This is a genomic window from Mesorhizobium sp. M1338 (assembly GCF_040318045.1).
GTDB lineage: Bacteria > Pseudomonadota > Alphaproteobacteria > Rhizobiales > Rhizobiaceae > Mesorhizobium.
This window is the reverse complement of record NZ_JAMYLL010000008.1, coordinates 109,379-134,442: the sequence shown is the minus strand read 5'-3', so window position 1 is coordinate 134,442 and position 25,064 is coordinate 109,379. Positions and strand designations below refer to the sequence as shown.

General features: G+C 61.9%; 22 protein-coding genes, 1 tRNA gene and 1 pseudogene. 9 read left to right on the top strand and 15 right to left on the bottom strand.

Going from position 1 to position 25,064, the window contains the following annotated elements; translation table 11 throughout:
- Window positions 1-15 precede the first annotated feature (15 nt).
- Window positions 16-180: a hypothetical protein gene (locus NKH19_RS10980; RefSeq protein WP_352864508.1), complete on the bottom strand. Its 165-nt coding sequence runs from the start codon at window positions 178-180 to the stop codon at window positions 16-18.
- A gap of 155 nt (window positions 181-335) precedes the next feature.
- On the opposite strand from NKH19_RS10980, the gene NKH19_RS10975 reads away from it, so the two are divergent.
- A tRNA-Thr gene (locus NKH19_RS10975) sits at window positions 336-411 on the top strand.
- A 52-nt stretch (window positions 412-463) separates the two neighbouring features.
- Here the strand turns inward: NKH19_RS10975 and NKH19_RS10970 are convergent.
- Window positions 464-1,033, bottom strand: a complete 570-nt coding sequence (locus tag NKH19_RS10970) for a DUF2569 family protein (RefSeq protein WP_352864274.1) — start codon at window positions 1,031-1,033, stop codon at window positions 464-466.
- A 129-nt stretch (window positions 1,034-1,162) separates the two neighbouring features.
- Window positions 1,163-1,777 (bottom strand): TetR/AcrR family transcriptional regulator, encoded by a 615-nt coding sequence (locus NKH19_RS10965; protein ID WP_352864271.1) that lies wholly within the window; start codon window positions 1,775-1,777, stop codon window positions 1,163-1,165.
- Between the two features lie 91 nt (window positions 1,778-1,868).
- Here NKH19_RS10965 and NKH19_RS10960 point away from each other — a divergent pair, with 91 nt between their 5' ends.
- The 7 genes from NKH19_RS10960 to NKH19_RS10930 all read left to right on the top strand — a co-directional run bounded on the left by NKH19_RS10960 (window position 1,869) and on the right by NKH19_RS10930 (window position 9,566).
- Window positions 1,869-2,960 carry a polyamine ABC transporter substrate-binding protein gene (locus NKH19_RS10960; RefSeq protein ID WP_352864269.1) on the top strand — a complete coding sequence of 364 codons (1,092 nt, stop codon included), beginning with the start codon at window positions 1,869-1,871 and terminating at the stop codon, window positions 2,958-2,960.
- Between the two features lie 13 nt (window positions 2,961-2,973).
- Window positions 2,974-3,819 (top strand): ABC transporter permease, encoded by an 846-nt coding sequence (locus tag NKH19_RS10955; protein ID WP_352864267.1) that lies wholly within the window; start codon window positions 2,974-2,976, stop codon window positions 3,817-3,819.
- Window position 3,820: 1 nt separating this feature from the next.
- Complete coding sequence (locus NKH19_RS10950; protein ID WP_352982111.1) at window positions 3,821-4,603, top strand: ABC transporter permease; 783 nt, start codon at window positions 3,821-3,823, stop codon at window positions 4,601-4,603.
- Entirely contained in the window at window positions 4,600-5,664 is a 1,065-nt protein-coding gene (locus tag NKH19_RS10945) for an ABC transporter ATP-binding protein (RefSeq protein ID WP_352864262.1), read from the top strand. The genes NKH19_RS10950 and NKH19_RS10945 overlap by 4 nt, the downstream gene beginning before the upstream one ends.
- Window positions 5,665-5,666: 2 nt before the next feature.
- Window positions 5,667-6,428, top strand: a complete 762-nt coding sequence (locus NKH19_RS10940) for an MBL fold metallo-hydrolase (RefSeq protein WP_352982110.1) — start codon at window positions 5,667-5,669, stop codon at window positions 6,426-6,428.
- A gap of 563 nt (window positions 6,429-6,991) precedes the next feature.
- The gene (locus NKH19_RS10935; RefSeq protein WP_352881165.1) at window positions 6,992-7,765 is read left to right on the top strand and encodes an NAD kinase; all 774 of its coding nucleotides are present in this window, start codon (window positions 6,992-6,994) and stop codon (window positions 7,763-7,765) included.
- 202 nt (window positions 7,766-7,967) lie between these two features.
- A complete protein-coding gene (locus NKH19_RS10930) occupies window positions 7,968-9,566 on the top strand; it encodes a DEAD/DEAH box helicase (protein WP_352864254.1) in 1,599 nt (532 codons plus the stop codon).
- A gap of 117 nt (window positions 9,567-9,683) precedes the next feature.
- On the opposite strand, the pseudogene NKH19_RS10925 reads toward NKH19_RS10930, so the two are convergent.
- The 10 genes and pseudogenes from NKH19_RS10925 to NKH19_RS10880 form a co-directional block, all read right to left on the bottom strand.
- Window positions 9,684-9,821: pseudogene (locus tag NKH19_RS10925) on the bottom strand (LysR substrate-binding domain-containing protein); the annotation flags it as partial.
- A 100-nt stretch (window positions 9,822-9,921) separates the two neighbouring features.
- Window positions 9,922-10,830 carry an ankyrin repeat domain-containing protein gene (locus tag NKH19_RS10920; RefSeq protein ID WP_352864251.1) on the bottom strand — a complete coding sequence of 303 codons (909 nt, stop codon included), beginning with the start codon at window positions 10,828-10,830 and terminating at the stop codon, window positions 9,922-9,924.
- 175 nt (window positions 10,831-11,005) lie between these two features.
- Complete coding sequence (locus NKH19_RS10915; RefSeq protein WP_352864248.1) at window positions 11,006-11,611, bottom strand: hypothetical protein; 606 nt, start codon at window positions 11,609-11,611, stop codon at window positions 11,006-11,008.
- Between the two features lie 245 nt (window positions 11,612-11,856).
- Window positions 11,857-12,507, bottom strand: coding sequence for a YiaD family glycine zipper/OmpA-like lipoprotein (locus tag NKH19_RS10910; RefSeq protein ID WP_013531371.1), 651 nt, complete (start codon window positions 12,505-12,507; stop codon window positions 11,857-11,859).
- 172 nt (window positions 12,508-12,679) lie between these two features.
- Window positions 12,680-13,048: a GFA family protein gene (locus NKH19_RS10905; protein ID WP_352864245.1), complete on the bottom strand. Its 369-nt coding sequence runs from the start codon at window positions 13,046-13,048 to the stop codon at window positions 12,680-12,682.
- A 187-nt stretch (window positions 13,049-13,235) separates the two neighbouring features.
- The gene (locus NKH19_RS10900; protein ID WP_352864243.1) at window positions 13,236-13,610 is read right to left on the bottom strand and encodes a hypothetical protein; all 375 of its coding nucleotides are present in this window, start codon (window positions 13,608-13,610) and stop codon (window positions 13,236-13,238) included.
- A 287-nt stretch (window positions 13,611-13,897) separates the two neighbouring features.
- Window positions 13,898-14,311, bottom strand: a complete 414-nt coding sequence (locus NKH19_RS10895; protein ID WP_352864241.1) for a GFA family protein — start codon at window positions 14,309-14,311, stop codon at window positions 13,898-13,900.
- Window positions 14,312-14,480: 169 nt separating this feature from the next.
- Window positions 14,481-15,612, bottom strand: a protein-coding gene (prfB, locus tag NKH19_RS10890; protein WP_352864238.1) for a peptide chain release factor 2 whose coding sequence is annotated in 2 segments (ribosomal slippage) — window positions 14,481-15,545 and window positions 15,547-15,612 — 1,131 coding nt in all. Because the reading frame shifts where the segments join, the coding sequence is not laid out codon by codon here.
- Between the two features lie 115 nt (window positions 15,613-15,727).
- Window positions 15,728-18,184, bottom strand: coding sequence for a penicillin-binding protein 1A (locus tag NKH19_RS10885; protein ID WP_352864236.1), 2,457 nt, complete (start codon window positions 18,182-18,184; stop codon window positions 15,728-15,730).
- A 213-nt stretch (window positions 18,185-18,397) separates the two neighbouring features.
- Window positions 18,398-19,660, bottom strand: coding sequence for an N-acetylmuramoyl-L-alanine amidase (locus tag NKH19_RS10880; protein WP_352864234.1), 1,263 nt, complete (start codon window positions 19,658-19,660; stop codon window positions 18,398-18,400).
- Window positions 19,661-20,315: 655 nt separating this feature from the next.
- On the opposite strand from NKH19_RS10880, the gene NKH19_RS10875 reads away from it, so the two are divergent.
- The gene (locus NKH19_RS10875; RefSeq protein WP_352864232.1) at window positions 20,316-23,249 is read left to right on the top strand and encodes an Rne/Rng family ribonuclease; all 2,934 of its coding nucleotides are present in this window, start codon (window positions 20,316-20,318) and stop codon (window positions 23,247-23,249) included.
- 322 nt (window positions 23,250-23,571) lie between these two features.
- On the opposite strand, the gene NKH19_RS10870 is transcribed toward NKH19_RS10875, so the two are convergent.
- Together NKH19_RS10870 and NKH19_RS10865 are read right to left on the bottom strand one after the other, a co-directional pair.
- Window positions 23,572-23,850: a hypothetical protein gene (locus tag NKH19_RS10870; protein ID WP_352864230.1), complete on the bottom strand. Its 279-nt coding sequence runs from the start codon at window positions 23,848-23,850 to the stop codon at window positions 23,572-23,574.
- Window positions 23,851-24,116: 266 nt separating this feature from the next.
- The gene (locus tag NKH19_RS10865; protein WP_352864228.1) at window positions 24,117-25,064 is read right to left on the bottom strand and encodes a glutaminase; all 948 of its coding nucleotides are present in this window, start codon (window positions 25,062-25,064) and stop codon (window positions 24,117-24,119) included.

Below are 25,064 nucleotides of genomic sequence, written 5' to 3'. Positions count from 1 at the left end.
CGCTATTCGCTCTTTTCACATCCCCGTGACATGGCGCAGCCAGAAGGCGAGCGCGATGAAGCCGATGATGGTGGTGACGCCGGTCCAGTCGACATTGGCCTTCTTCACATCGTTGATGATCTTCACCAACAGCATCCAGGCCACGAAGATGATCGGGAGAATGATGACAAATCTGATCATGCGGCACCCCTGCTCGAAGCGATTGCACCGTTTCCATATGTAGGAAGCAATCAGGCGCTTTTCAGGATGCCCCTCGCCGACGGCCCATGCGGCATGCCGGGTAAAACGGAGTTTTGTCTTTACTGGCGCAACAAATATGCTAACCGGAGCGCCGTGCCCTTGTAGCTCAGCTGGTAGAGCAGCGGTTTTGTAAACCGAAGGTCGGCGGTTCGATTCCGTCCGGGGGCACCAGCTCCGATCGACGACTACCCGAGAGCCAGAGCCTTCCGGGCGCCCCGATATCCTATGACGCGCTCGCAATTTGGGCGGATACCCCAACCCTGGTGAACGTGTTGCGTACCCTGACGGATTTGTAGACGTAAGCGACCCAGAGTCCGGTAAGGACAAACGAGACTATCGGCGCCGCAAGCGCGCCTCCGGTGACCACTTGCCCGACCGCAACCCCGAGAGCAGCGGAAACCCAGGCAGCGTCCAGGATGAAAACCACCGGGATTGCAAGCCACTGGATGAGAAACAACTGCTTGAACCAAGAGCTCCGCCTCAGCATGGCAACCAGCACCACCAGTTGAAGCACCAGAAATGCCAGCAGCAAAGCAACCTCACCATAGACTACCATGGGTCCATTCGGCACCAGCATGAGTTGGTTGTAGCCATCGCTCGAGGAACCCAATACGAGAAGTGTGCGCAGCGGTGACAATGCCTGGCCGATCGCCAGCAGCATCAACCAGCCACCGATGCCTACAAGAGTCTCAGGATTCTGTGATGGCTTCGTGGCTGATCGAACAGCAAAGAAAACAGGCACGCCGATCAACAGCAGCACGATTGCCCAATGCCAGATGGAAAACGACCCCATTTTACCCCTCTCCCTTATTTATGCCCTTCTAGGTTGTATCAGATTTCAAACTCAACTCAAGAGGTGAGTCTCGTCTGAAACCAGGTTTTATGCCGAAGCGACGATTTCTCCTGTCTGCTCCTGACTCTTTCACGCCCCGATCGCCGCCACCAGTATTCTATTCTGCCTGCGTATCGCCGCGCGCAGCTCGGGGATCTTCGCCGCGTCGCGCTTCACGAATTCGATGAACATCATGTTCATGTTGTTGAAGATCAGTTCGCCGAGCGCCGCCCCATCGATGTCCTGCCGCACCAAGCCAAGGGTCTGCAGGCGGGCGATCAGGGCGCGGATCTGTTCGGTCAGCGCGCGGTCGAGCCCGGTGTAAGCCTGACCGAACGGGCTGTCGGGCAGTTGCGTCGAGATCGCCATGGCCTGCCGCCACATCTCCTTGCTGAGATAGTGCAGCGAGTGTTCGATGTAGATGCCGATCAGCGTGTCCAGCGCATCGCCGACATTGGCCGGCGGCCTGGCGACGACCCCCTGCCCGGCATTGAGCACCTCGTTGACCTCCAGCGAGACGATGGCGCCGAGGATGTCGCCCTTATTCTGATAGTAATTGTAGATCGTACCGACCGAGACTTCGGCTTGGGCGGCGATCGCCTCGATCTTGGCGCCTTCATAGCCGGCCTCGCGAAACAGTTCCGCCGCCGCCTCGATGATGCGGCGGTGCCGGTCCGCCTTTTGCCTTGCCCGCAATCCGCTCATCCCAGCCTCTTGCCATAAAAACAGAATTGACTCAATTTTAGAATTGGTTCAACTTTTTGCAAGAAGCCACAAAGGCAAGGGAGAACACTCGATGTCCGCTAAACCTGCATCCAGGAATCCGCTTTCCGTTCTGAAGAGCCATCTGCATGCGGCGTGTGCCGCAACGGCGCTGCTGCTCGGAGCCGGCAGCGCTGCCCAGGCCGCCGACCTCAACGCGCTGATCTGGTGCGATCACGCCGATCCGGCGCTGCTGCAACCCTTCGAAGAGGCCAATGGCGTCAAGGTCAACGTCAAGGAATTCGAGGGCACAGGCGCCGGACTGGCCATCGTCGAACAGTCGCAGCCGGGCGACTGGGACGTGATGGTGATCGATAGCATCGACATACCGCGCGGCGTCGAGAAGGACCTGTTCGAGCCGCTGCCGGACGACAGACTGCCGCTGGCCGACCTGTTCCCGCAGGTGAAGATGGACGGTTCCACCGTGGTCGGCAGCAAGCGCTACGGCATCACCGAAAAGTTCGGCTACAACACGATCGGCTACAACAAGACCAAGGTCGATCCGGCCGACATGCAGTCGATGGCTGCCCTCACCAGCGACAAGTACAAGGGCAAGGTCGCCATCTACGATTACTATCTGCCGGTCATCGGCATGGCGGCACTCGCCATCGGCAAGACGACTGCCGATCTGACCGAAGCCGACCTGCCCGCCCTCAAGGACGAACTTCTCAAGATGAAGGCCAATGCCAAGCTGGTCGGCGAAGTGACCGCCAGCCAGACGGCGCTGGCGACCGGCGAGGTCGACATACTGGTTGGCGGCGGCGAATGGGTGACGGCGGGGCTGGCCAAGGAGAACCCGGCGCTGGACTTCTCGATTCCTAGGGAAGGCGCGGTTCTATGGTCGCAGTCGCTGGCCATGTTCAAGGATTCCAAAAACAAGGACATGGCGCTGAAATTCATCCAGTACATCATGAGCCCGGAAGGCCAGGCGCGGCTCGCCACCTCGTCCTGCTACTGGGGCATGCCGGCGAACACCAAGGCGGCGCTGACCGACGAGCAGAAGAAGATCCTGCGCTTCGACGAGCAGCCGGGCTTCCTGGCACGCGCCCAGGCCTATCCGGCGCCGAACGCCGATCTCGACAAGAAGATGCAGGACATGTGGACCGAAATGCTGCAGGCGAAATGAGCGATTGCGGCTAATGAAGTCAATTGGAAGCAACGGGCGTGCTTTGCCCTGGGCGCTGGTGACGCCGGCGCTCGGCTGGACGCTGCTGTTCTTCGTGCTGCCCTTCATCGCCATGGGGTTTTCCAGCCTCACCGCGCATGAGGGCGGCGGCTTCACGGCGTCCAACTACAGCCAGTTCTTCACCAACCCTTCCTACTGGCAGGCGATGGTGAACTCGCTGCAGGTCACCGCGATCGTCACCGTCGTCTCGGTGCTGCTCGCCTATCCCTTTGCCTGGATCCTGGCCGAACAGGTGCCGGAACGCTGGCAGCGGCTGGCGCTGATGCTGGCCGTGCTGCCGTTCTGGACCTCCTATGTCGTGCGCTCCTACTCCTGGCTGCTGGTGCTGGCGCAGAACGGTGTGATCAACCGCGCGCTGACCGGCTCGGGCCTGTTCAGCGAACCGGTGCAGTTGGCCAACACGCGCTTCGCCACCGTCACCGGTTTTGTGCATTTCTTCGTCATGCTGTTGACGCTGACCATCTTCGCCAATCTCAAGCAGCTCAGTCCGAGCTACCGCAAGGCCGCCGCCGACCTCGGCGCCGGGCCGGTGCGCACTTTCCTGCATGTCGTGCTGCCGCTGACCTTGCCCGGCATCATGGTCGGCGCCTTCCTCACCTTCGTGCTGTGCATCGGCGACTACATCACGCCGCAGATCCTGGGCGGCAACAACGAGCTTCTGATGCCGCAGTTGGTGATGATGCAGATCGGCCGGCGCGGCGATTTTCCGCTGGCCTCGGCGCTGTCGATCATCCTGATGGCGGTGGTCACCATTGCCTACCTCGCCTGCGCCCGCTGGCTGAAGATCGAGCGGGCCTGAGATGCGCAGGATCGTCCGCATCGCCTCCTGGCTCTACGCCGTCCTGATCTACGGCTTCATCTTCCTGCCCGTGATCGTGCTGGTGCTGTTTTCGCTGCAGGCGACGTCGTTTCCGATCCCGCCCTTCACCGGCCCGTCGCTGCGCTGGTACGACGCGGTTCTCTCCGACGTCAGGCTGACCTCGGCGCTGGTCAATTCGCTGCTGGTCGCGTCCATCTCGTCGCTCGCCGCCGTCACGCTCGGCTTCCTCTCCGCCTGGGGTTTTGCGCGCTTCGTCCTGCCCGGCTCCGGCCTGCTGCGCGGGCTGATCACCCTGCCGCTGACGGTCAGCTACCTCATCATCGGCATGGGGCTCCTGGTGCTGTTCAACTGGGCCGGCGTGCCGAAGTCGCTGCTGGCCGTCGGCATCGGCCATGTCGTGATCAACCTGCCGCTGTGCTTTGCCATCATCTACAGCCAGATGGGCGACCACCAGATCAACATCGAGCGCGCCGCGCGCGACCTCGGCGCGCCGGAATGGAAGGTGCTGCTGCTGATCACCGTGCCGGTCATGGCGCCTGCCATCTTCGCCGGTTTCTTCCTGTCGATGACCTTCTCGTGGGACGAGTTCGTGATCTCCTTCCTGCTCACCCGCTTCGACACCACGCTGCCTGTTGAAATCTGGAACCTGCTGCGCTCCGGCCTCAATCCCAAGACCAACGCGGTCGGCTCGCTGGTCTTCGCGGTCTCCATCGTGCTGGTGGTGCTGTTCGAACTGACATTGCTGCGAAGGAGAAAGGCATGACCGCGCCTTTGGTCGATATCCGCTCCGTCTCGCACCGCTTCGGCCAGCAAACCGTGCTGAAGAATGTGTCGTTGCAGATCGAGCCCGGCAGCTACACCATCCTGCTCGGACCCTCGGGCTCCGGCAAGACGACGCTGCTGTCCATTCTGGGCGGCTTCGTCACGCCCAGCGAAGGCAAGGTGTTCATCCGTGGCGAGGACTGCACGTCCGTGCCGCCGGCCAAGCGCCCGACGACGACGGTGTTCCAGGACTACGCGCTGTTTCCGCATATGAGCGTCGGCGGCAATGTCGGTTTCGGCCTGCGCATGCAGGGTGTCGACGGCACGACCCGGGCGGCAAAGGCACGCGAGGCGCTGGCGCTGGTTGGACTGGCCGCAGCCTTCGACAAGAAACCGCATCAGCTTTCCGGCGGCCAGCGGCAGCGCGTGGCCCTGGCGCGTGCGCTGGTGATCGAGCCGGCGGTGCTTCTGCTCGACGAGCCGCTCGGCGCGCTCGACCTCAAATTGCGCCGGCAGATGCAGGATGAATTGAAGGCGATCCAGAAGCGCGTCGGCACCGCCTTCATCCATGTCACCCACGACCAGGAAGAAGCGATGGCGCTGGCCGACCATTGCGTGGTGATGAATGACGGGCGCATCGAGGACGAAGGCCCGCCCGAGCGCGTCTATGCGCGGCCGGCGACGCGCTTTTCCGCGACCTTCATGGGCGAAAGCACGATCCTTGCCGGCACAGTCGCGGAGGCCGGGGACCTGACAAGCACTGTTGCGACGCCGGTCGGGCCGGTTTCACTGCCCAGCGCGTTGCCGGCGGGCTCCGCCGTTGCGCTGGCCATACGGCCGGAGCATCTTGTCCTCGGCATGGCCGTAGGCACCGTACAGCTCGGCTCCGCCAAGGTGAGCGATGTCGTCTTCCAGGGCAGCTTCAAGCGCGTGCTTGCGGCTTCCATCGAAGATCCCTCGGTGCAATTCATCGCCAAGTTGCCCGCTACAGCGACCGTCCAGCCGGGCGACACGGTCGCGATTTCCTGCGATACCGACCAGATCGTCCTGCTGACGGATTGAACATGGGTACGCTTCCGCTCATCGACGCTCCCGACTGGTACGAGACCATCCGCATGAGCGATGGCGTGACGCTGATCCATGAGCCGTGGATCAAGCCGTTCTTCCGCTGCAATATGTGGCATGTGCGCGGCCGCGACCGCGACCTCCTGTTCGACACCGGGCTTGGCCATTTCAGCCTCCGGCGTCACGTGCCGCTGGTGAGCGAGCGCAAGCTCATCTGCGTCGCCAGCCACACGCATTTCGACCATATCGGCTGCCACCACGAATTTCCCGATCGCTGTGTGCACGCGGCCGAGGCTCAAATCCTCGCCGATCCGCGCAACGAATGGACGGCCGCCGGCACCTACGCGACCGACAAGATGTTCGATGGCATGCCGCGAGGCTGGGACACGGCGCGCTACGGCATTCTGCCCGCACCCGCCGGCCGCTTGCTCAACCATGGCGATGTCGTCGATCTCGGCGACCGTGCCTTCGAGGTGATCCACACGCCCGGCCATTCACCCGGCGGCATCGCGCTCTACGAAAACAGGACGGGCATCCTGTTATCCGGCGACATCATCTATGACGGCCCGCTGATCGACGATGTCTATCACTCGGACATATCAGACTACATGGCGTCGCTCATTCGCCTGCGCGACCTCGATGTCTCGGTCGTGCATGGCGGCCATTTCCCAAGCTTCGGCAAGGTGCGCTACCACCAGCTTGTCGACGAGTATCTGGAACAGAAGCGGCAAGCCGGCTGCCATCTGCGGAAGGGTTCATAGCTGAGTTGAGCGTGATTTCCTCGATCAGCACGCGCTACTCGGTCCGGCGATCCGTTGGCGCAGCGGTTGGAACGCCCGCAGCCGGTTTCGCTTCCAGCCAGAAACGACACGCCTCGCCAAGTCAGGTCCGAGTTACAGCGCCCTTTGCGGGCATGGCGCCCCGGCGGCATCGCCACAGCGCGACGCCGTGGGCTGAGGTCGGAAGCTCGTCTCTTCGGACTGGCGCACCAGTTCGGCAAAGAGAAGCGCGAAGCTTCCCAGCATCAGAAATACGATGATCAGGCGTGTTACCGGCAATATGTCGGCCTCGACTGGCTAGCCCCACGCCACCCAACCAATGCCGGCTAACATGACCGGTCCGGCTTTACGAGAGTTTAAAGCCGGTCTTAACCATCACATTCGCGTAGCCTTTGACATGATGCGCGAACGGCAAGCCGCATTCCGCCGCTCCGCGGTCGCCTCGACGCGCGCGGCTCTCTTTGCAGACACGGCCCGCCCATGCTACCCCGGCGCTGGCGCGTCCCGGTAACCGGCCGCCGCCAATGGGTCGTCATCGGGAAGCCATGAGCACAGCCGCCAGCCGCATCGCCTTCGTCTCGTCCGACACCGCTGACGCCAAGGCGGCGCTGGAAAGCCTGTCGGCGCGCTATGGCCAGTCCTCCGTCGAGGATGCCGGGATCGTCGTCGCGCTCGGTGGTGACGGCTTCCTGCTGCAGACCCTGCGCGACACGATGGGGACCGGCAAGAAGGTCTACGGCATGAACCGTGGCACCATCGGTTTCCTGATGAACGAGTACCGGTTCGGCGGGCTCACCGAGCGGATCGCGGCCGCGGTCGCCGAAACGATCCGCCCGCTGGAAATGCTGGCCGAAACCTCGGAAGGCGAAACGCTTTCGGCGCTGGCGATCAACGAAGTGGCGCTGTGGCGGCAGTCCTACCAGACGGCCAAGATCCGGATCACCGTCGACGAGCAAATACGGCTCGAGGAACTGAGCTGCGACGGCGTGATGATCGCGACGCCGGCCGGGTCCACCGCCTACAATCTCTCCGCGCACGGGCCGATCCTGCCGCTCGATGCGCCATTGCTGGCGCTGACCCCGGTCAGCCCGTTTCGCCCGCGCCGCTGGCGCGGCGCGCTGCTCTCCAACAAGGCGACCGTGCGCTTCGACATTCTCGAGCCGGAAAAACGGCCCGTGAACGCCGCCGCCGACCATACGGAAGTCAAGGCGGTGACCTCGGTCACGGTCAGGGAATCGCCAACAGCGACGGCGACGTTGCTGTTCGATCCCAACCATTCCTGGAACGAACGCATCCTCGCCGAACAGTTCCGTTACTGAGCCGGCGCGGCGAACTGCACGGGGGTTAAGTATCCCGATTAAGGTTACAACTTCACAATCGCGCCAATCACGGCCGTTTCTGTTGACAAATCGAGGGCTTGCTCCTAATTGCAATACCAATCTTGCAGGCGCGTGGCGCTTGCCGCGACAGACGTCGTTAGACGCCGTTGCGCTTCCCCGAACCAGCCAAAGACAACAACAATTGTCCTCAGACACCACGACCGCTCCAGAAGCGTTGACCTTTTCAGACCTCGGCCTGTCGCCGAAGGTTCTTTCCGCAGTCACCGATGCCGGCTACACGCAGCCGACACCGATCCAGGCTGGTGCCATCCCGCACGCGCTTCTCGGCAAGGATATTCTGGGCATCGCCCAGACTGGCACCGGCAAAACGGCTTCCTTTGTGCTGCCAATGCTGACCCGCCTCGAAAAAGGCCGGGCTCGTGCCCGCATGCCGCGCACGCTGATCCTGGAGCCGACGCGCGAGCTCGCCGCACAGGTCGAAGAGAATTTCATCAGATACGGCAAGAACCACAAGCTCAACATCGCGCTTTTGATCGGCGGCGTGTCGTTCGATGAGCAGGACAAGAAGCTGGAGCGCGGCGCCGACGTGCTGATCGCGACGCCCGGCCGCCTGCTCGACCACCGCGAGCGCGGCAAGCTGTTGCTCAACGGCGTCGAGATCCTCGTCATCGACGAAGCGGACCGCATGCTCGACATGGGCTTCATCCCCGACATCGAGCGCATCTGCGAGATGATCCCGTTCACCAGGCAGACGCTGTTCTTCTCGGCGACGATGCCGCCGGAGATCACCAAGCTCACCGAAAAGTTCCTGCATGCGCCGGTGCGCGTCGAGGTTTCCAAGGCCGCGTCCGCGGCGACCAACATCATCCAGCGCCTGGTCAAGTCCGGCTCCAAACCATGGGACAAGCGCGAGACCTTGCGCAACCTGATCAAGGCCGAAGATGCGGAGCTGAAGAACGCCATCATCTTCTGCAACCGTAAGGTCGAGGTGGCGGAGCTGTTCCGCTCGCTGCTGAAGTATGATTTCGACGCCGGTGCGCTGCATGGCGACATGGACCAGCGCGCGCGCATGCAGATGCTGGCCAATTTCCGCGACGGCAAGCTGCGTTACCTGGTCGCCTCCGACGTCGCCGCGCGCGGTCTCGACATCCCCGATGTCAGCCACGTCTTCAATTACGACGTGCCGATCCATGCCGAGGACTACGTTCACCGCATCGGCCGCACCGGACGCGCCGGGCGCTCTGGAAAATCCTTCACCATCGCGACCAAGTCGGACACCAAGTACATCGACGCCATTGAGCGGCTGATCGGCAACAAGATCGAGTGGCATGACGGCGACCTGTCGACAGTGGTCGCCAGCGAAGGCGAGGACGATGCTCCGCGCCGCGGCAAAGGCGCGCCGCGCCGTGCCGGCCGCAAGGACGACGACCGCAAGGACCATGATCGCAGGGAAAAGGGCGGCGAGCGCAAACCACGCGAACGCCACGCCAGGCACAGCGAAGAAGCGGCACCGGAAACGGTACGCGAGGATCAGCCGCCAGCCGAGGCCGCGGTCGCCGACATCGGCGAACGCCGCTCGCGCAAGGAAGCGATCCGGTCGGAAAACACCGAGCGCAAATCATCCGATCGCAACGAGCAGCGCGCACCGGAACGCGGCGACACCAGGCCGCAGCGCGACAGCAACCGCCCTGCCCGCCAACGCCATCAGGAAGACAACGATTCGACCGTCGGCTTTGGCGATGACATGCCGGCCTTCATGAAGATCGTCGCCAAGGTCTGATACGACGGCGCTGCGCGTCTTTTTGGACGCGCAAAAGTAGCCGTTTGCGAAAACGACCAGCCGGCTGGAAGGTGCGCCGAATACGACGCGCCGTAAAGCACCCAGGCATTTCGCCTGCCAGCCGGAATCCGGCAAGTGGCCGATTCGTATCGTCAAATCGAGGCCCTCGGCACCGAGATCGACAAATCCGTCGGAAAGCTGGAGGTCAACCTCGACCCGAGGATGGGTCCGCATGTAATCGGCGATTACCGGCATGAGGAAATCCGGACCGAACAGAATTGGTGCGCTCACGCGCAGGATGCCTGACGGCTCCGATCGCTGGTTGCGGATCACAGTACCCGCCAGACAGGGGCAATCAATTGTCGGGAAGCGGCATTGGTGTGTCACTCAAGGTCCGCAGGTAAGCGATGAGGTCTGCTCGCTGCTTCTCGTCCCGCAGACCCGGGAAAATCATATCTGTTCCGGGCAAAGCGAATGCCGGATTTGAGATAAAAGAATTGAGGTCCTCAAAGGTCCAAGTGCCGCCGGCTTCCTTTATGGCTGACGAATACGGGACATCGCTTTGTGAGGCCTTCGGCCGCCCTACGACGCCCCACAGATTGACCCGTTTGGGAATCTTGAGGCTCGGTGATGCAAGATGACAGGCCCCGCACGTTCCGTCGAAAATTTCCTTGCCCGATTCAGCGCTTGCCGATGCAAGTCGAGCCGAAATCGACGCAATGGCCGGTCGTCCGGCGCCATGACTGCGCAAGTAAGCCACGACGTCGTCGTGACCCCTGAGCTTGGCCAAATGTATGGGCGGATTTCCATTTGATGTCAGTGCGTTGACCTCTGCCCCGGCGTCCACAAGATGGATGACGCACTGAAGGCAGCCATTTTCGGCAGCCACGTGCAGCGGCGTCTGCGCTTTCGCCACCCGATTTGGATCGGCCCCATTGTCGAGCAACAGCTTCACGATCTCGGCGTGCCCAGCCTTGTTGGCGGCGTAGAGTGGCGTTCTTTGCCAGCTGACGGGCAGGTTGACGTCCGCGCCACGATTGATCAGAAGTTTGGCTAACTCGACATTTCCGCCTTCGCAGGCGATGTAGAGCGCCGTAACGCCGTCAATTTCGTTAATCGCGGCGCCTTTGTCCAAGGCGGAAGTCACCGCCGCGACGTCGCCGTTCCTGACAAGATCACCTAAGTGGCTCGCCTGGGCGGGCAGTGTAAAAAGCCAAAGGACGCACGAAGCCGATATCGCCCAGATGCGCGCCCGCTTTATCATTGTATCCTCCCTGATGAGAGTCCTGACGGGCTTGCCCTTAGAATTAGGGCTTGCTGGCGGCCGACATGGCAACGGTAGCCTAGAATGGCCGCTTTCGCCTCGGAGGCAGACTAAATGTCTGATCCAAGCATGCCCGTTTATGAGTTCACGCGCGCTAGCCAGCCTGGCTCGCCCTTTACATCGGTCCAGGCATCATCTTGGTCGGTTTCTCCAGCATCGGAAATTCGGCCTTGCTGCATTTCACGTTCGGGTTCGTCGGACTGAACATCCCGTTCGGGTTGTCCGTCAGCCAGGCGTGAAGATCGTAGTGCACGAACTCCCGCGGGATGAGCGGATAGTGCCCCTCCATCGGTCCCATGAAGGTTTGGCCGAAAAGCTTCGGGGGTTCCTTGATGTCTGGTGTCAGAGGCACCAGCCATTCCACGCCCACCAGGTGCAAGCCCTTCTTGGTCGGTTCGTAAATCAGCACATTGGGGTGCATCGGGTCGAGTTTTTGGCCAATACTCGGGACGTTGACGAAATGGATACCCATGGCGCCTTTCGGGTAATCCATCGCACCCGCTATCTTTTCTCCGCTGTAGTAGACGCAGCCGACTGTCGACAGATAGAGGTCGCGGACGGCTGCGGTGTAGTCCTCATATTTGGCCAGCGACTTTTTCAAGGCATCTATGTCGGCCTTGTTGACGTCCTCGGCCCGAGCCGTGGCTAGGCCCAACCATGCGCTCATCAGGCTTGTTAAAGTAAGGACGCCGCAGCGCCCAAGGCTGGCTGTTCTTGGCATGCATTCCTCCCAGATTTTCTCATCTGGCCGTGCAAGACCCGAGGCGGGAAAAATGCTGATTGCGCGGCCAGTTACACCGCCTCATCCCCTACGGAACGGCGACGATGGTATTCCTTTCCGTGGTTGCGGGGAAGTTTTTATTTAGCAACAACTAATATTCCGGTGCTGATCCGGAGAGCGCCCATAACAGCTCGAACAGAAACGGCCCCAACGCGGGGCCGTTTCGCATTCCCTCGCCGAACAGATCAGGTAAGCGGCGACAACTGGATTTCGACGCGGCGGTTCTGGGCACGGCCTTCGGCCGTCGCGTTGGATGCGACCGGACGCGTCTTGCCGAAGCCGGTGACCGCGAAGCGGCGCTGATCGACGCCCTGGCCAGACAGATAGTTGGCGACCGCCAGGGCGCGCCGCTGGGACAGGTCGAAATTGTGCTGATCCCCACCAGTCGAATCGGTGTGGCCGAACACATCGACCGTGGTCTGCTTGAACTTCTTCAGCACCAGCGCGACCGAGTTCAGCACCTGGTAGAAGCCGGGCTTCACAGCGTCCTGATCTGAGTTGAAGGTAATATCGGAGGGCATGTTGAGGATGATCTGGTCACCGCTACGGGTGACACTGACGCCGGTACCCTCGAGTTGCCGGCGCAGTTCGGCTTCGTTCTGGTCCATGGTGGCGCCGATGGCACCGCCGGCGAGCGCACCGATGCCCGCGCCGATCAGCGCGTTGCGGCGGTCATTGCCGCCGGCAAGCAGGCCAAGGCTGGCACCAGCCAAGGCGCCAAGGCCAGCGCCGGCAGCGGTGTTGGAAATCTTCTGGTCGCCTGTATACGGATCAGTGGTGGTGCAGGCACTCACGAGCACAGCCGTCGCCACGACGACGAGCACAGTCTTTTTCATAGGATGGTCCCTCTCCAAGTCACGCCTTGCGGTGGCGCCAAATCAGCCCTTGCGGCGACTTGTACCATGAATTGCGGCGAAAAGCGGAACGGCAAAAACGCCGCCCACGGCTTTTCCGGGGACCAATACCCCGTCGAAGGCGCCGCATCGCCGCACTGGGATGGCCTGAAGGCTACCAGAGATTCTTGCCATCGATGACCACCACTTCGACTTTATCCAGATCGAAATCATCGAACAGCCGCGAATTGACGCTGATCTTGGGATTATCGAAATCCGGCTCGCCCTTCGACCAGTCCGGCGTTTCCGTGAAGGTGCCGCAGCCGCAGGTGGCGCAAAACCCATGCTTTACGGTCTTCGACCCCCATCGGTAGAAAGAAACGTTCTCCATCGGGCTGGTGAGCTTGAATTGCGATGGAATGTAGTATGCCCAGAGCGAGCCACGTTTCGAGCAGAACGAACAGGTGCATTGCGTCACGGTCCGCGGTGCCTGCGAAACCTCGAACGTCGTCGCCTTGCAATGACAGCTTGCCTTGATGGTCATCAACGAGTTCCTCTCCATTGCCCGCCACCTAAGCGGCAAAGGCAACATAAAGAGGTGCTCCTGACAACTGCCTGTCATCATGCATCCACCGAACCGCGAATGCCCGGTCTGCGGGCATAGACAAGGTCCGGCAAGACGCCAGCCTGCCCCGTTACACGCGTTACACGCGACCGCGGATGTCGTGTCGTCAATAAGAGCGCGGCGGCACGAACAGGCAGATTGTCTTGCCGGCGTCGAGACCGGCCTGATGCGCGCACCAGTGGAACTCACCGTCCGGGCTGTCCTTGACGCGCTTGTCGCTCATGGGAACAACCTCACCCGTGCCGGCGATGACATAACCCTCGGGTTTTTCCAACACTTCGCCAGTATGGGTCGTACGACAATCATAGTTGGCGCAGCATGCGAATGGGTAACTCCAGCCTTGTGGCTTTGCCGCTGTCGGTGTGGCGTCATGCGCGAAGGCAGGTGCCGTCAGCATTGCGATCGCGCCGATTGCGAGGGAAAACAAAAGTCGGCCAGCCGGTTGAACGGCATGGGCCGATCTGGATGTGGCAGCAGACATGGACGCGTTCCTTTCAAACGAGCATCAAGCATTTCGCTTGCCCGTTCCCGGAACGTGTCTTCCCAGCGGCCAGATCGTCAGCTTGCAGATATGCCGCGCCCGGCCATAAATGCTTTTTGTCTCCCCTCAATGCCGTGATGGTGAGCGCAAATGTGAGTCGGCGCAAGAAATTGCTGCGTTCACGAGCATCGCGGCGCATGCCAACCAACCATCCGCTATCGACCGCTGAAATCAACTCCCGGCAAACAGGTATCGACTAAACGGGATTGGTGCGCTGTGGTTCCGGCCTATGGCCGATCGGCAATCACATGCTCTTGATATTGCGGCAGGCCGTCGGCGATGGTGAACCAGCCGGCCTTCGAGCCAACGAAGATGTGCGCGGTCGGGCGGATGGCCGGATCGTCGACAAGGGTTCCCATGGCGACGTGGACGAAAGCGCCGTCGCGGACGAGCGAATAGAGCAATGAGCCGCACCGGCCGCAATGCGCGTCATGGCCGCTTTGGTCACCGAAGATCAGGAGCTGGTCGTGCCCCGCGGTGAGAGCAAACTTGTCACGTTCGATGCCGGCGAAAGGCTTGAAGGCCGAACCGGTGGTGCGGCGGCAGTTCGAACAATGGCAATTCGCGGCATAGATGAATTCGTCCGCGACTTCGTAGTGAACCGCGCCGCAAAAGCACTTTCCAGTGAGCTTGCGAGTCATTCTCTCCTCCGTCGCTAAGGTGCGAAGGGTATGCTCAGATTCAGGTCAGGCCGAGTCGAAAATGGTGGGTTCCGAGAACCGGAGCGGAGCGGACATTCGGGTCCGTGAGCACCGGAAGCGCAGGAAGCCGCCGTTTGCAGGCCGGCCTCACCTGAATATGAGCATAGCCTTAGTCCAGGTCCGCCACGGCTTCACCCGCACCACCTTCGATGCGCTGCGATAACGAGGCTTCCATGAAATCATCGAGGTCGCCATCGAGCACGCTCGACGGGTTGGTGCTCTCGACGCCGGTGCGAAGATCCTTCACCAACTGATAGGGCTGCAGCACATAGGAGCGGATCTGGTGACCCCAGCCGATATCGCTCTTCGACGCTTCGGTGGCGTTTGCAACCGCCTCGCGCTTCTTCAGCTCTTCCTCGTAGAGGCGCGATCGCAGCATTTCCCAGGCCTTGGCCTTGTTCTTGTGCTGCGAACGTTCGGCCTGGCAGGCGACAGCGATGCCGGTCGCAAGGTGGGTGATACGCACCGCCGAATCGGTGGTGTTGACGTGCTGGCCGCCGGAGCCGGACGAGCGATAGGTGTCGATGCGGACATCGGATTCGGAAACGTCGATCTCGATCGTGTCGTCGATGACCGGATAGACCCAGACGCTGGCGAAGGACGTATGGCGGCGCGCATTGCTGTCATAGGGCGAAATACGCACTAGGCGATGGACGCCCGATTCCGTCTTCATCCAGCCATAGGCATTGTGGCCCTTGATCATCAACGTGGCGGACTTGATGCCGGCTTCTTCGCCGTCATGCACTTCCAGCACCTCGACCTTGAAGCGGCGCCGCTCGGCCCAGCGCGTGTACATGCGCAGCAGCATCGAGGCCCAATCCTGGCTTTCGGTGCCGCCGGCGCCGGCATGGATTTCGAGATAAGTGTCGTTCGCGTCGGCTTCACCCGACAGCAGCGTCTCGACCTGGCGGGCCTTCGCTTCGCCCTGCATCGAACGGAGCGCGGCTTCGGCTTCGGCGATGACGCTCTCGTCGCGCTCTTCCTCGCCGAGCTCGATCAGGCCGATATTGTCTTCCAGCGCCTGCGTCAGGCCTCTCACCGAGGCGATGCCCTCCTCGAGGCCCTGGCGTTCGCGCATCAGCTTCTGCGCTTCCAGCGGTTCGTTCCAGAGGCTGGCGTCCTCGGCGCGCACATTGAGGTATTCAAGCCGCTTTATGGCCTGATCCCAGTCAAAGATGCCTCCTCAGCAGGGTGATCGCCTGCCTGATCTCGTCGACAATGTTCTGCGTTTCCGCGCGCATGGCTGGCTGTTCTGTCCTGTTTGCTGAAATTGGTCGGCGATACATAGGGAGGCCGCCGCCGGCTGTAAAGCAAAATGGGCTGGCGCAAGGCCAGCCCATCCGCTCCTGAAAATCGTCAGTAGAGGCCGCCGCCGCCGGACTGGATGGCTTGATTGGCCTGCGGCGACAGCGCGCCACCCGTGGCATTGGAGCCATCGGCGCCCATGCCGATCACCCAATAGCTGTCGGCGGGACCGGTACCCGGCTTGAAGGCTTCGATGATGGTGCCGGGATCACCCGATGCGGCGCGCATGCCGGTCTTGCGATTGATGGCGACCAGACTCATGCCGTCCGGGACCTTGAAGTCGACATTGGGCGTGCCGTCCAGCGCCACCCGCATGAAGTCCTTGAAGATAGGTGCCGCGAGACCACCACCGGTGGCGCCATGGCCAAGGCCGCGCGGCGTGTCGTAGCCCATGTAGAGACCGACGACGAGGTTGGGCGTGTAACCGATGAACCAGGCGTCCTTTTCGTCGTTGGTCGTTCCGGTCTTGCCAGCGATGTGGCGGCCGAGTTCGCCGATGGTGGCGCCGGTGCCGCGCTGCACGACGCCTTCCATCATCGAGGTGATCTGGTAGGCGGTCATCGGATCGAGCACCTGCTCGGAATTGTCGACCAGTTCCGGCTCAGGCTGGTTCTGCCATTCGGGCGCATTGCAGCCCTGGCAGCCACGTTCGTCCTGCTTGAACACCGTCTTGCCGTAGCGGTCCTGGATACGGTCGATGAGCGATGGTTTGATCGACTTGCCGCCATTGGCCATGATCGAATAGGCCGACACCATACGCATCACCGTCGTTTCACCGGAGCCCAGCGCCATCGGCAGATACGGCGCCAGGTGGTCGTAGACGCCAAAGCGCTCGGCATATTCGACGACAAGCTTCATGCCCATGTCGTTGGCAAGCCGCACCGTCATCAGGTTGCGCGACTTCTCGATGCCGGAGCGCAGGGTCGCCGGGCCAGCGACGGTGCCGTCGTAATTCTTCGGCGTCCAGGTCGTGTTGCCGCTCTGGATGGTGATCGGCCCATCCATGATCACCGAGGCCGGCGTATAGCCATTGTCGAGAGCCGCCGAATAGACGATCGGCTTGAACGAGGAGCCTGGCTGGCGCATGGCTTGCGTCGCGCGGTTGAATTCGGACTGCGCGTAGGAGAAGCCGCCGACCATGGCCAGCACACGGCCGGTATGCGGATCCATTGCGATCAGGCCGCCCTCCACCTCGGGAACCTGGCGCAGGCTGTAGGCGCCATCGGAGCCGTCGTTCTTCTGCACGAAGATGACGTCGCCCGGCTTCAACACCTCCGCCGGCGACTTGGCCTTGACGGTCTTGCCGTCGACCACATGGCGCATGGCAAAACCCATGTCTTCCTTGCTGACGGTGCCTTCGACGCGTTCCTTGACGATCTCGCCCGACGCCTGGCGCGCGGGCTGCAAGCCGATCGACAAGCCGGTCGCGGAACTGTCGAGCACGACGGCGAGCGACCATTCGGGAACATCCTCCAGCCCCTTGACGCTGCCCAGCGGCACGCCCCAGTCGCCGGACACGTCGATTGACGTCACCGGCCCGCGATAACCGCGCAGGGTGTCGTATTTCATCAACCCGTTCTGCATCGACTTGCGGGCTATGAGCTGGATCTTCGGATCGAGTGTGGTGCGGACGGAAAGGCCGCCTTCGTAAAGCGCATTCTCGCCATAACGGGCGATGATCTGGCGGCGCACCTCTTCGGTGAAGTACTCGCCGGCGAACAGATAGCTGCCGTTGCGGCGCGGCTTCACGCCCAGCGGCTCGGCCTTGGCGTTGGCACCTTCCTCACGCGTGACGTAGCCGTTCTCGACCATCTGGTCGATGACCCAGTTGCGGCGCTCCAGCGCGCGATCGGCATGCTTGAAGGGGTGGTAGTTGTTCGGGCCCTTCGGCAGGGAAGCCAGATAGGCGGCCTCGGCCACGCTCAGCTCGTTGACCGACTTGTCAAAATAGGTCAGCGCGGCGCCGGCGACGCCATAGGCGCCGAAGCCGAAGAAGATTTCGTTGAGGTAGAGTTCGAGAATACGATCCTTGGGATAGGCCTGCTCGATGCGGAAGGCGAGGATCATCTCCTTGATCTTGCGCTCGTAGGTCTGGTCCGAGGACAACAGGAAGTTCTTCGCCACCTGCTGGGTGATCGTCGAGGCGCCGACCTGACGCCTGCCCGAGCCGAGATTCTGCAGGTTGACGATGATGGCGCGGCCGAGGCCGGTCACGTCGATGCCGGGGTGGTTGTAGAAGTTCTTGTCTTCCGCCGACAGGAAGGCCGCCTTGACGCGATCCGGTATGGCCTGGATCGGCAGATACAGGCGCCGTTCACGGGCATATTCGGCCATCAGCGCGCCATCCGACGAATGGATGCGGGTGGTCACCGGCGGCTCGTATTTGGCCAGCACCTCGTAGTCGGGCAAATCCTTCGACAAATGGCCGATGTAGATGGCAACGCCCGCCGCGACCAGAAGGGCCAGCGTCGTGCCGATGCCGAAAAAATAGCCAATGAGACGAATCATACCCGCTCCAGTCCTTGGTTCGGGAATTTCCTAAACGAAGCCGCCTTTCGCGCAAGCTTTCGAGCCGGTCCCAATCCGTAATCGAAAACCCTTGTCGCCACCATGTGGACAAAATACGGCAATGCCGGATTTCGCGGCCGCGTGCCGGAAATAAAAGCACCGGGTGTTGTCGCCGAGCAACGCCGCCTCCGGTTGCAGGCGCCGCCGGGCATGTCAGCCTCCGGTTCCCGATCCGGCCCTGGCCGAAGCGAAAAGCGCGACGGCATTGGTTATGCTCTGGGCCGCCTTGCCGCGCCAGTCGGCGTCGAGCAGTTGCGCCTCGTCCTTGGCATTCGAGAGGTAACCGAGTTCGATCAGCACGGACGGCACATCGGGTGCTTTCAGCACCTTGAAGCCCGCCGAACGCTGCGGATTGTTGATAAGGCCGACGCTGGTCGACAACTGGCCGACCAGCGTGTGGGCGAAACTCATCGAGAAATTGTGCGTTTCGCGGCGGATCAGGTCGATCAGGATGTCGGTGACTTCCTTGCTGTCGTTCTTGATTTCCATGCCGGCGAACTGGTCGGAGAGGTTTTCCCGGTCGGCAAGCGCCTGTGCCTCGGGATCCGAAGCCTTGTCGGAAACGGTGTAGACGGTGGCGCCGCGAATGCCCTTGACGCTGATTGTGTCGGCATGGATGGAAATGAGCAGATCGGCCTCGTGCTGCCGGGCAATGCGCACGCGGTCGTCCAGACGCAGGAATTCGTCCGTGTCGCGCGTCATGTACACATCGTAATTGCCGACGGCGGCGAGTTTGTCGCGCAGCTCCGTGGCGAAGGCCAGCGTGACGTTCTTCTCAATGGTGCCGTTCAATCCCTCGGCGCCGCCGTCGATGCCACCATGGCCTGGGTCGATGACGACGGTGAAGCGATGGCCCGGATTGGAGACCGGTCCGGTGCCGACCCGCTCTCCCTTGTCGGTCGAAACCGTCGACCCGGTGGTCAGCGCCTGATTGGCCAGCGCGGCATCGAACTCGCGTGCGGAGGCCGCCGATATGTCGATGGCAATGCGGTATCCGGTTCCGTCCTCATTCTTGAGCACATCGAGCTTGTCGACGGCGAAAGGGCCCTTGCCGGTGAGGATCAGCCGCGAAACGCCTTCGCCGAGCTCGCCCAGGCGCACGCCCTTGACCAGGCCGCGTGCCTTCAAGTCCTTGGCGTCAATGGCGAATCTCGTATTCGCGAGATCGAGGACGAGCCGGTTGGGACCGCGCAGCAGGAACCATTTGATATCGGGTTCGCGATCGAAATCCATGACGATGCGCATCTTGGTGGCGTCGCCCGCCATCTTGTAGCCTTTTGCCACGAGCGGAGCGTCGGCGGCTTGGGCAATCGAGGAAAAGGCGGAGGAGATCGTCAGCAGCAGCAAGAGGCGGAAAAAGGCCAGGATCCGGCCGCCAACACGACATCCCTTGTCTGTGAAGTCCGCCGGTCCCATTTCTCTTCCAGTCGCTCCCGGTTTGGCGCCAGGCGCCCGGTCGTTTTTGTCGAAGTGCCGGTTAGGCCGCGAACTCGATTAACGATTGGTATCCAGAGAAGGTTAACCAAGCCTTTTCATACAAGGGTCGAAACCCATCTTACGTTACGGAACTGCTTTTTGCCGGCATCGGAAATCGGGGTTGCCTTCCACCCCGCCAAATCATAAAAGCGATGGTGGATCACTGCAATCCTGGAACCGCCCTCCTCCGCAGCTTCCTGCTACAGGGTCAGATGAAAAAGGCGGCTCCTTTCGCTTCACGCGAAAAGGGTCCAGGTGATCGCGACGAATTTCGCAGGTGTGCGCCCGTGGCGGGGGAATCGCCTGCGTGAGGAAAACGGCCGGGTTTGTTCCCGCGCCGGCTCTGTATGAGCAAACAAGCTGGTCCGGTTCGTCCGGGCTTTGGTTCAAAAGGTTCTGCTGGTGACGATGGCTTCAAGCGCAATCATGGAAAGGTCCGCAACAAACCGCGCCAATATGGCTGCGGGCGGCACCGCCATGGCGCTCAAGTGGCGGCCGGCGGACGTTAAGATATCCGGCACCCACACTCCAGACACGCAGCAGCAGGCATTGCCTCGCAAGCTGCGGCTGACGGCTGCCGGGGGGAAACGAAATAATGCCCAACAAAATGCTGATAGACGCCTCCCACCCGGAGGAAACACGCGTTGTCGTCGTTCGCGGTAACCGTATTGAAGAATTCGACTTTGAATCCCAAGACAAGAAACAGCTCAAAGGAAACATCTACCTAGCCCGTGTAACGCGCGTAGAGCCCTCCCTTCAGGCGGCCTTTGTCGAATATGGCGGAAACCGTCACGGTTTTCTGGCCTTCAGTGAAATTCACCCCGACTACTACCAGATTCCGGTCGCCGATCGTCAGGCACTGCTGCGCGCGGAAGCGCAGGAGGCCGAGGACGAAGAGAACGAGGACGGCGACGGCGATGATCGCCAGAGCCGCGATCGTGGACGGCGCGGCCGCAGGCGCGGCGGCAAGACCCGCGACCGCGGTGAGCACAAGCGCGATGCGGGCGGCGAGGCAGGCGAAGGCTCCGGCGAGCCAGGCGAAGGCAGTGACAATGGCGACATCGTTGTCGAGGAAATTTCCCACACCTCCGAGATCATCGAACACGCTGCCGATACGTCCGAACATGGCGATACGCCCGAACATGCCGGCACGTCCGAGCATGACGAAGCTTCAGCCGAGCAGGACGAAACCGAAACCCGCGAGGGTGGCCCGACATCGATCGCGGCCGCGGTCGAAAGCGATGTGATTTCCGAACCCGTCTCGCAGGCCGAACAGGGCAGCGAAGCGACGTCCGGCGACAATGACCGTGGCATGCTGGAAGAAGTACAGTCCTCGCATCCGGATGATCACGAGGTCGAATCGGTCGGTGCCGAGGATGCGCTGGAAGAGGTGCGCAACCGCCGCAAGCCGGTGCGCCGCCAGTACAAGATCCAGGAAGTGATCAAGCGCCGGCAGATCCTGCTGGTGCAGGTCGTCAAGGAAGAACGCGGCAACAAGGGCGCGGCGCTGACCACCTATCTGTCGCTTGCCGGCCGCTATTCGGTGCTGATGCCGAACACGGCGCGCGGCGGCGGCATTTCGCGCAAGATCACCAGCGCGGTCGACCGCAAGCGCCTCAAGGAGGTCGTTGCCGATCTCGAAGTGCCGCAGGGCATGGGCGTCATCCTGCGCACCGCCGGCGAGAGCCGCACCAAGGCCGAGATCAAGCGCGATTACGAATACCTGATGCGGCTTTGGGAAAATGTCCGCAATCTCACCTTGCAGTCCACGGCCCCTGCCCTGGTCTACGAGGAAGGCAGCCTGATCAAGCGCTCGGTGCGCGACCTCTACAACAAGGATATCGACGAGATTCTGGTCTCCGGCGAGGAAGGCTACCGCGAGGCCAAGGACTTCATGCGCATGCTGATGCCGAGCCACGCCAAGGTGGTTCAGCCGTTCCGCGACACGACGCCGATCTTCGTGCGCAATGGCATCGAAGCGCAGCTCGACCGTATGCTGCAGCCGCAGGTGACGCTGAAAAGCGGCGGCTACATCATCATCAACCAGACCGAGGCGCTGGTTGCCATCGACGTCAATTCGGGCCGCTCCACCAAGGAGCACTCGATCGAGGACACCGCGCTCCACACCAATCTGGAAGCGGCCGAGGAAGTCGCCCGCCAGCTCAGGCTGCGCGATCTCGCCGGCCTGATCGTCATCGACTTCATCGACATGGAGGAGAACCGCAACAACCGCTCCGTCGAGAAGCGGCTGAAGGATCACCTCAAGAACGATCGTGCGCGCATCCAGGTCGGCCGTATCTCGCATTTCGGCCTGATGGAGATGTCACGCCAGCGCATCCGCGCCAGCGTGCTGGAATCGACCATGAAGCCCTGCCCGCATTGCGGCGGCACCGGGCATGTGCGGTCCGATTCCTCGGTCGCACTGTTGGTGGTGCGGGCAATCGAGGAATTCCTGCTCAAGGATTCGCGCAGCCACATCACCGTGCGGACACCGGCGGCGACCGCGCTCTACGTGCTCAACCACAAGCGCGGCACGCTCGTGGAACTCGAAAGCCGCTTTGGGCTGACGATCACCATCGAGGCCGACGATTCCGTCGGCGCGCAGCATTATGCGATCTTCCGCGGCGCGTTGGCTGAAAAGCCGGAAGGCTTTGTCGAGGCACGCAGCTTCCCGGCCTATGTCGAACCGGAAGAGCCCGAGGAAGAGATTGTCGTCGTCGAGGAAGACGATGAGGCGCCGGTGCAGGCTGAACAGCCACGCCAGCAGCCGCAGCAACAACCCAGACCTGCTGCCGGTGGCGAAGAAGGCGAAGGCCGCGACCGCAAGCGTCGCAAGCGTCGGCGTCGTCGCGGCGGCAAGGATCGCGACCGCGAACATGGCGCGCCAACGGACGGTGCTTCCGTCTCGATGCCGGCCAATGAGTTCTCCGACTCGGCGGGCGATAGCGATGCGGAAGCCGACGATGACGCCCAAGTTGGCGTCGCCGAAACGTCCGAGACAGTTGAGGCTTCGGACGAAGGCCAGGGCAAGAAGCGCCGGCGCGGCAAGCGCGGCGGCAAACGCAATCGCCGTGAAGATGGCGAAGGCGAAGCCGAGGCGAGCGCCGGCGAAACAGCCGACGCGTCCGAAGGCGAAGTCTCCGCACCCGAGGTGATCGCCAGCGAGCCGGCAATTGTCGCACCAGCCGAAGAGCCGGTGGCGCTTGCTCCGGCCAATGACGACACGCCAAGCACCGAGAAGCCGAAGAAGCCGCGCCGTGCCGCCAAGCCGAAGAAGGCTGCGGCCGAGGTCGTCGCCGAGGAGCCGGCCGCCGAGACGGAAGCACCGGTCGAGACACCGGCCACTGCGTCCGACGAGGCAGCGGCTGTCGAGAAGGCACCGAAGGCCCGCCCGTCGCGGCGCAAGCCGGCGGCAGCGGAGGCGCCAGTCCCCCCGGTGGTGTCTTCGACCGTTGCGGAAGAGTCCGCAGCCAAGACCGAGGACAAGCCGAAGCGCGCCGGTTGGTGGCAGCGGAAAGGCTTTTTCTAAGCCTTTCAGCCATTTGACGTGATTTTTTGACAGAAGAAACCCGCGCTGATCGAAAGACGGCGCGGGTTTTTCCGTTAATTTGACGGGATGCAATATGCATTTCACATATCGGCCTGGCCTCCCATATGCTGAACGGAAGCATGGAGGTTGCTATGGGAGATTGCCGATATCGTTGCGCTGATCGAAGCCAAGGAAGTCGAGCACCCGCTAAAGCCGGGTTCCCATAAGAAACGCGACGCCTAATCGTGACGTTGCTTCGTAGCGCTGATTGCGATCTGAAACAGAGAGGGGCGGGTTTCCCCGCCCCTGGTTCTTCGTTGGCCTATCTGTTCTTGCCCGGCAGGTCCGACGTGGTCGTCGTCGAGCAGTTATTGCAGTCGGTCTCGCCTTGCTTCACCTGACCATGTGGTCCTGAAGTCGTGGTGGTCGTTGTCGTCGTGCCACTGTTATCCGGGTTGGCGCTGTCATTTGTTTTTCCGCCATTTCCCTGTCCGGACGTGCTTGACGTATCGCTGTCAAATCCATTCTTCACGGCAGACGCGGGAGCGGACGCTGCGAGTGCGAGTGCCAAAGCCGCCGCGAAAGTAAGGAGCGTTTTCATCTATTCCTCCACTGAGAAGCCTAAAAGCGACGCATCTTTTTTGAGATGCCGCATCTTTTTTGAGAGGCAGAGGCACGTGAGAGGCAGAGGCACGGCCCGATGCCGCAAAGAACCATGAGACGCTTCCAGCGAGGACGGGTCCATTCTCTATTCGATAGTATTATGGTTAATGGCCCGGAACTGATCGAACGATATATGTCGTTCGGGTTAGGCGCTGCCGCGCATGTCGTTGTCCCAAACCACTGCGCACTTTTGGGCGACATGCATCAAGGCGCGAAGATCGACCAGTTCATCATCCTGGCCAGCTTTTCCAGCGCGATCGACCCCAGCTTGGAATTGCCGTTGGCATTGAGGCCCGGCGACCAGACGGCGAGCGACGCCACGCCTGGCACGATACCCAATATGCCGCCGCCGACGCCGCTCTTGCCGGGGATGCCGACGCGGAAGGCGAAATCGCCGGAGCCGTCATAGTGGCCGCAGGTCAGCATCATGGCGCCGATGCGCCGCGCCCGCTCGGCCGACACCACGGAATGCCCGGTCGCCGGGTTCTTGCCGCCATTGGCAAGGAAGCGGCCGGCGAGCGCCAGCTGCCGGCAACTCATGGCGATGGCGCAGTGATGGAAATAGACGCCCAGCGCCAGCTCCGGCGCATGGTGGAGATTGCCGAAGGATTTCATGTAGTTGGCAAGCGCGAAGTTGCGGTAGCCGGTGGCCCGCTCGGACGCGGCTACCTCGCGGTCGATGACGATCGTTTCGTCATCGGCGAGGAACTGGACGAAGCGGAGGATTTCGCCGATCGCCTCGCGCGGCTCGTGGCCGGCAAGCAGGATGTCGGAAATGACGATGGCGCCGGCATTGATGAACGGATTGCGCGGAATGCCGTTCTCATGCTCGAGCTGCACGATCGAGTTGAACGGATTGCCCGAAGGTTCGCGCCCGACCCGCTGCCACAGCGCGTCGCCGACATTGCCGAGCGCCAATGTCAGGGTGAACACTTTCGAGATGCTCTGGATCGAAAAGGCCTGTTCGGCATCGCCCGCCATCAGCACGCGGCCGTCATTGGTGACGGCGGCGATGCCGAACTTCTTCGGATCGACCTTGCCCAGCTGCGGGATGTAGGTGGCGACGTCGCCGCGATCGGTGCGTTCGGCCATTTCAGCGGCGACTTCGGCCAATGCCTGGTCAAGTTTGGGGGCCTGCTCGAGCTCCGGCAT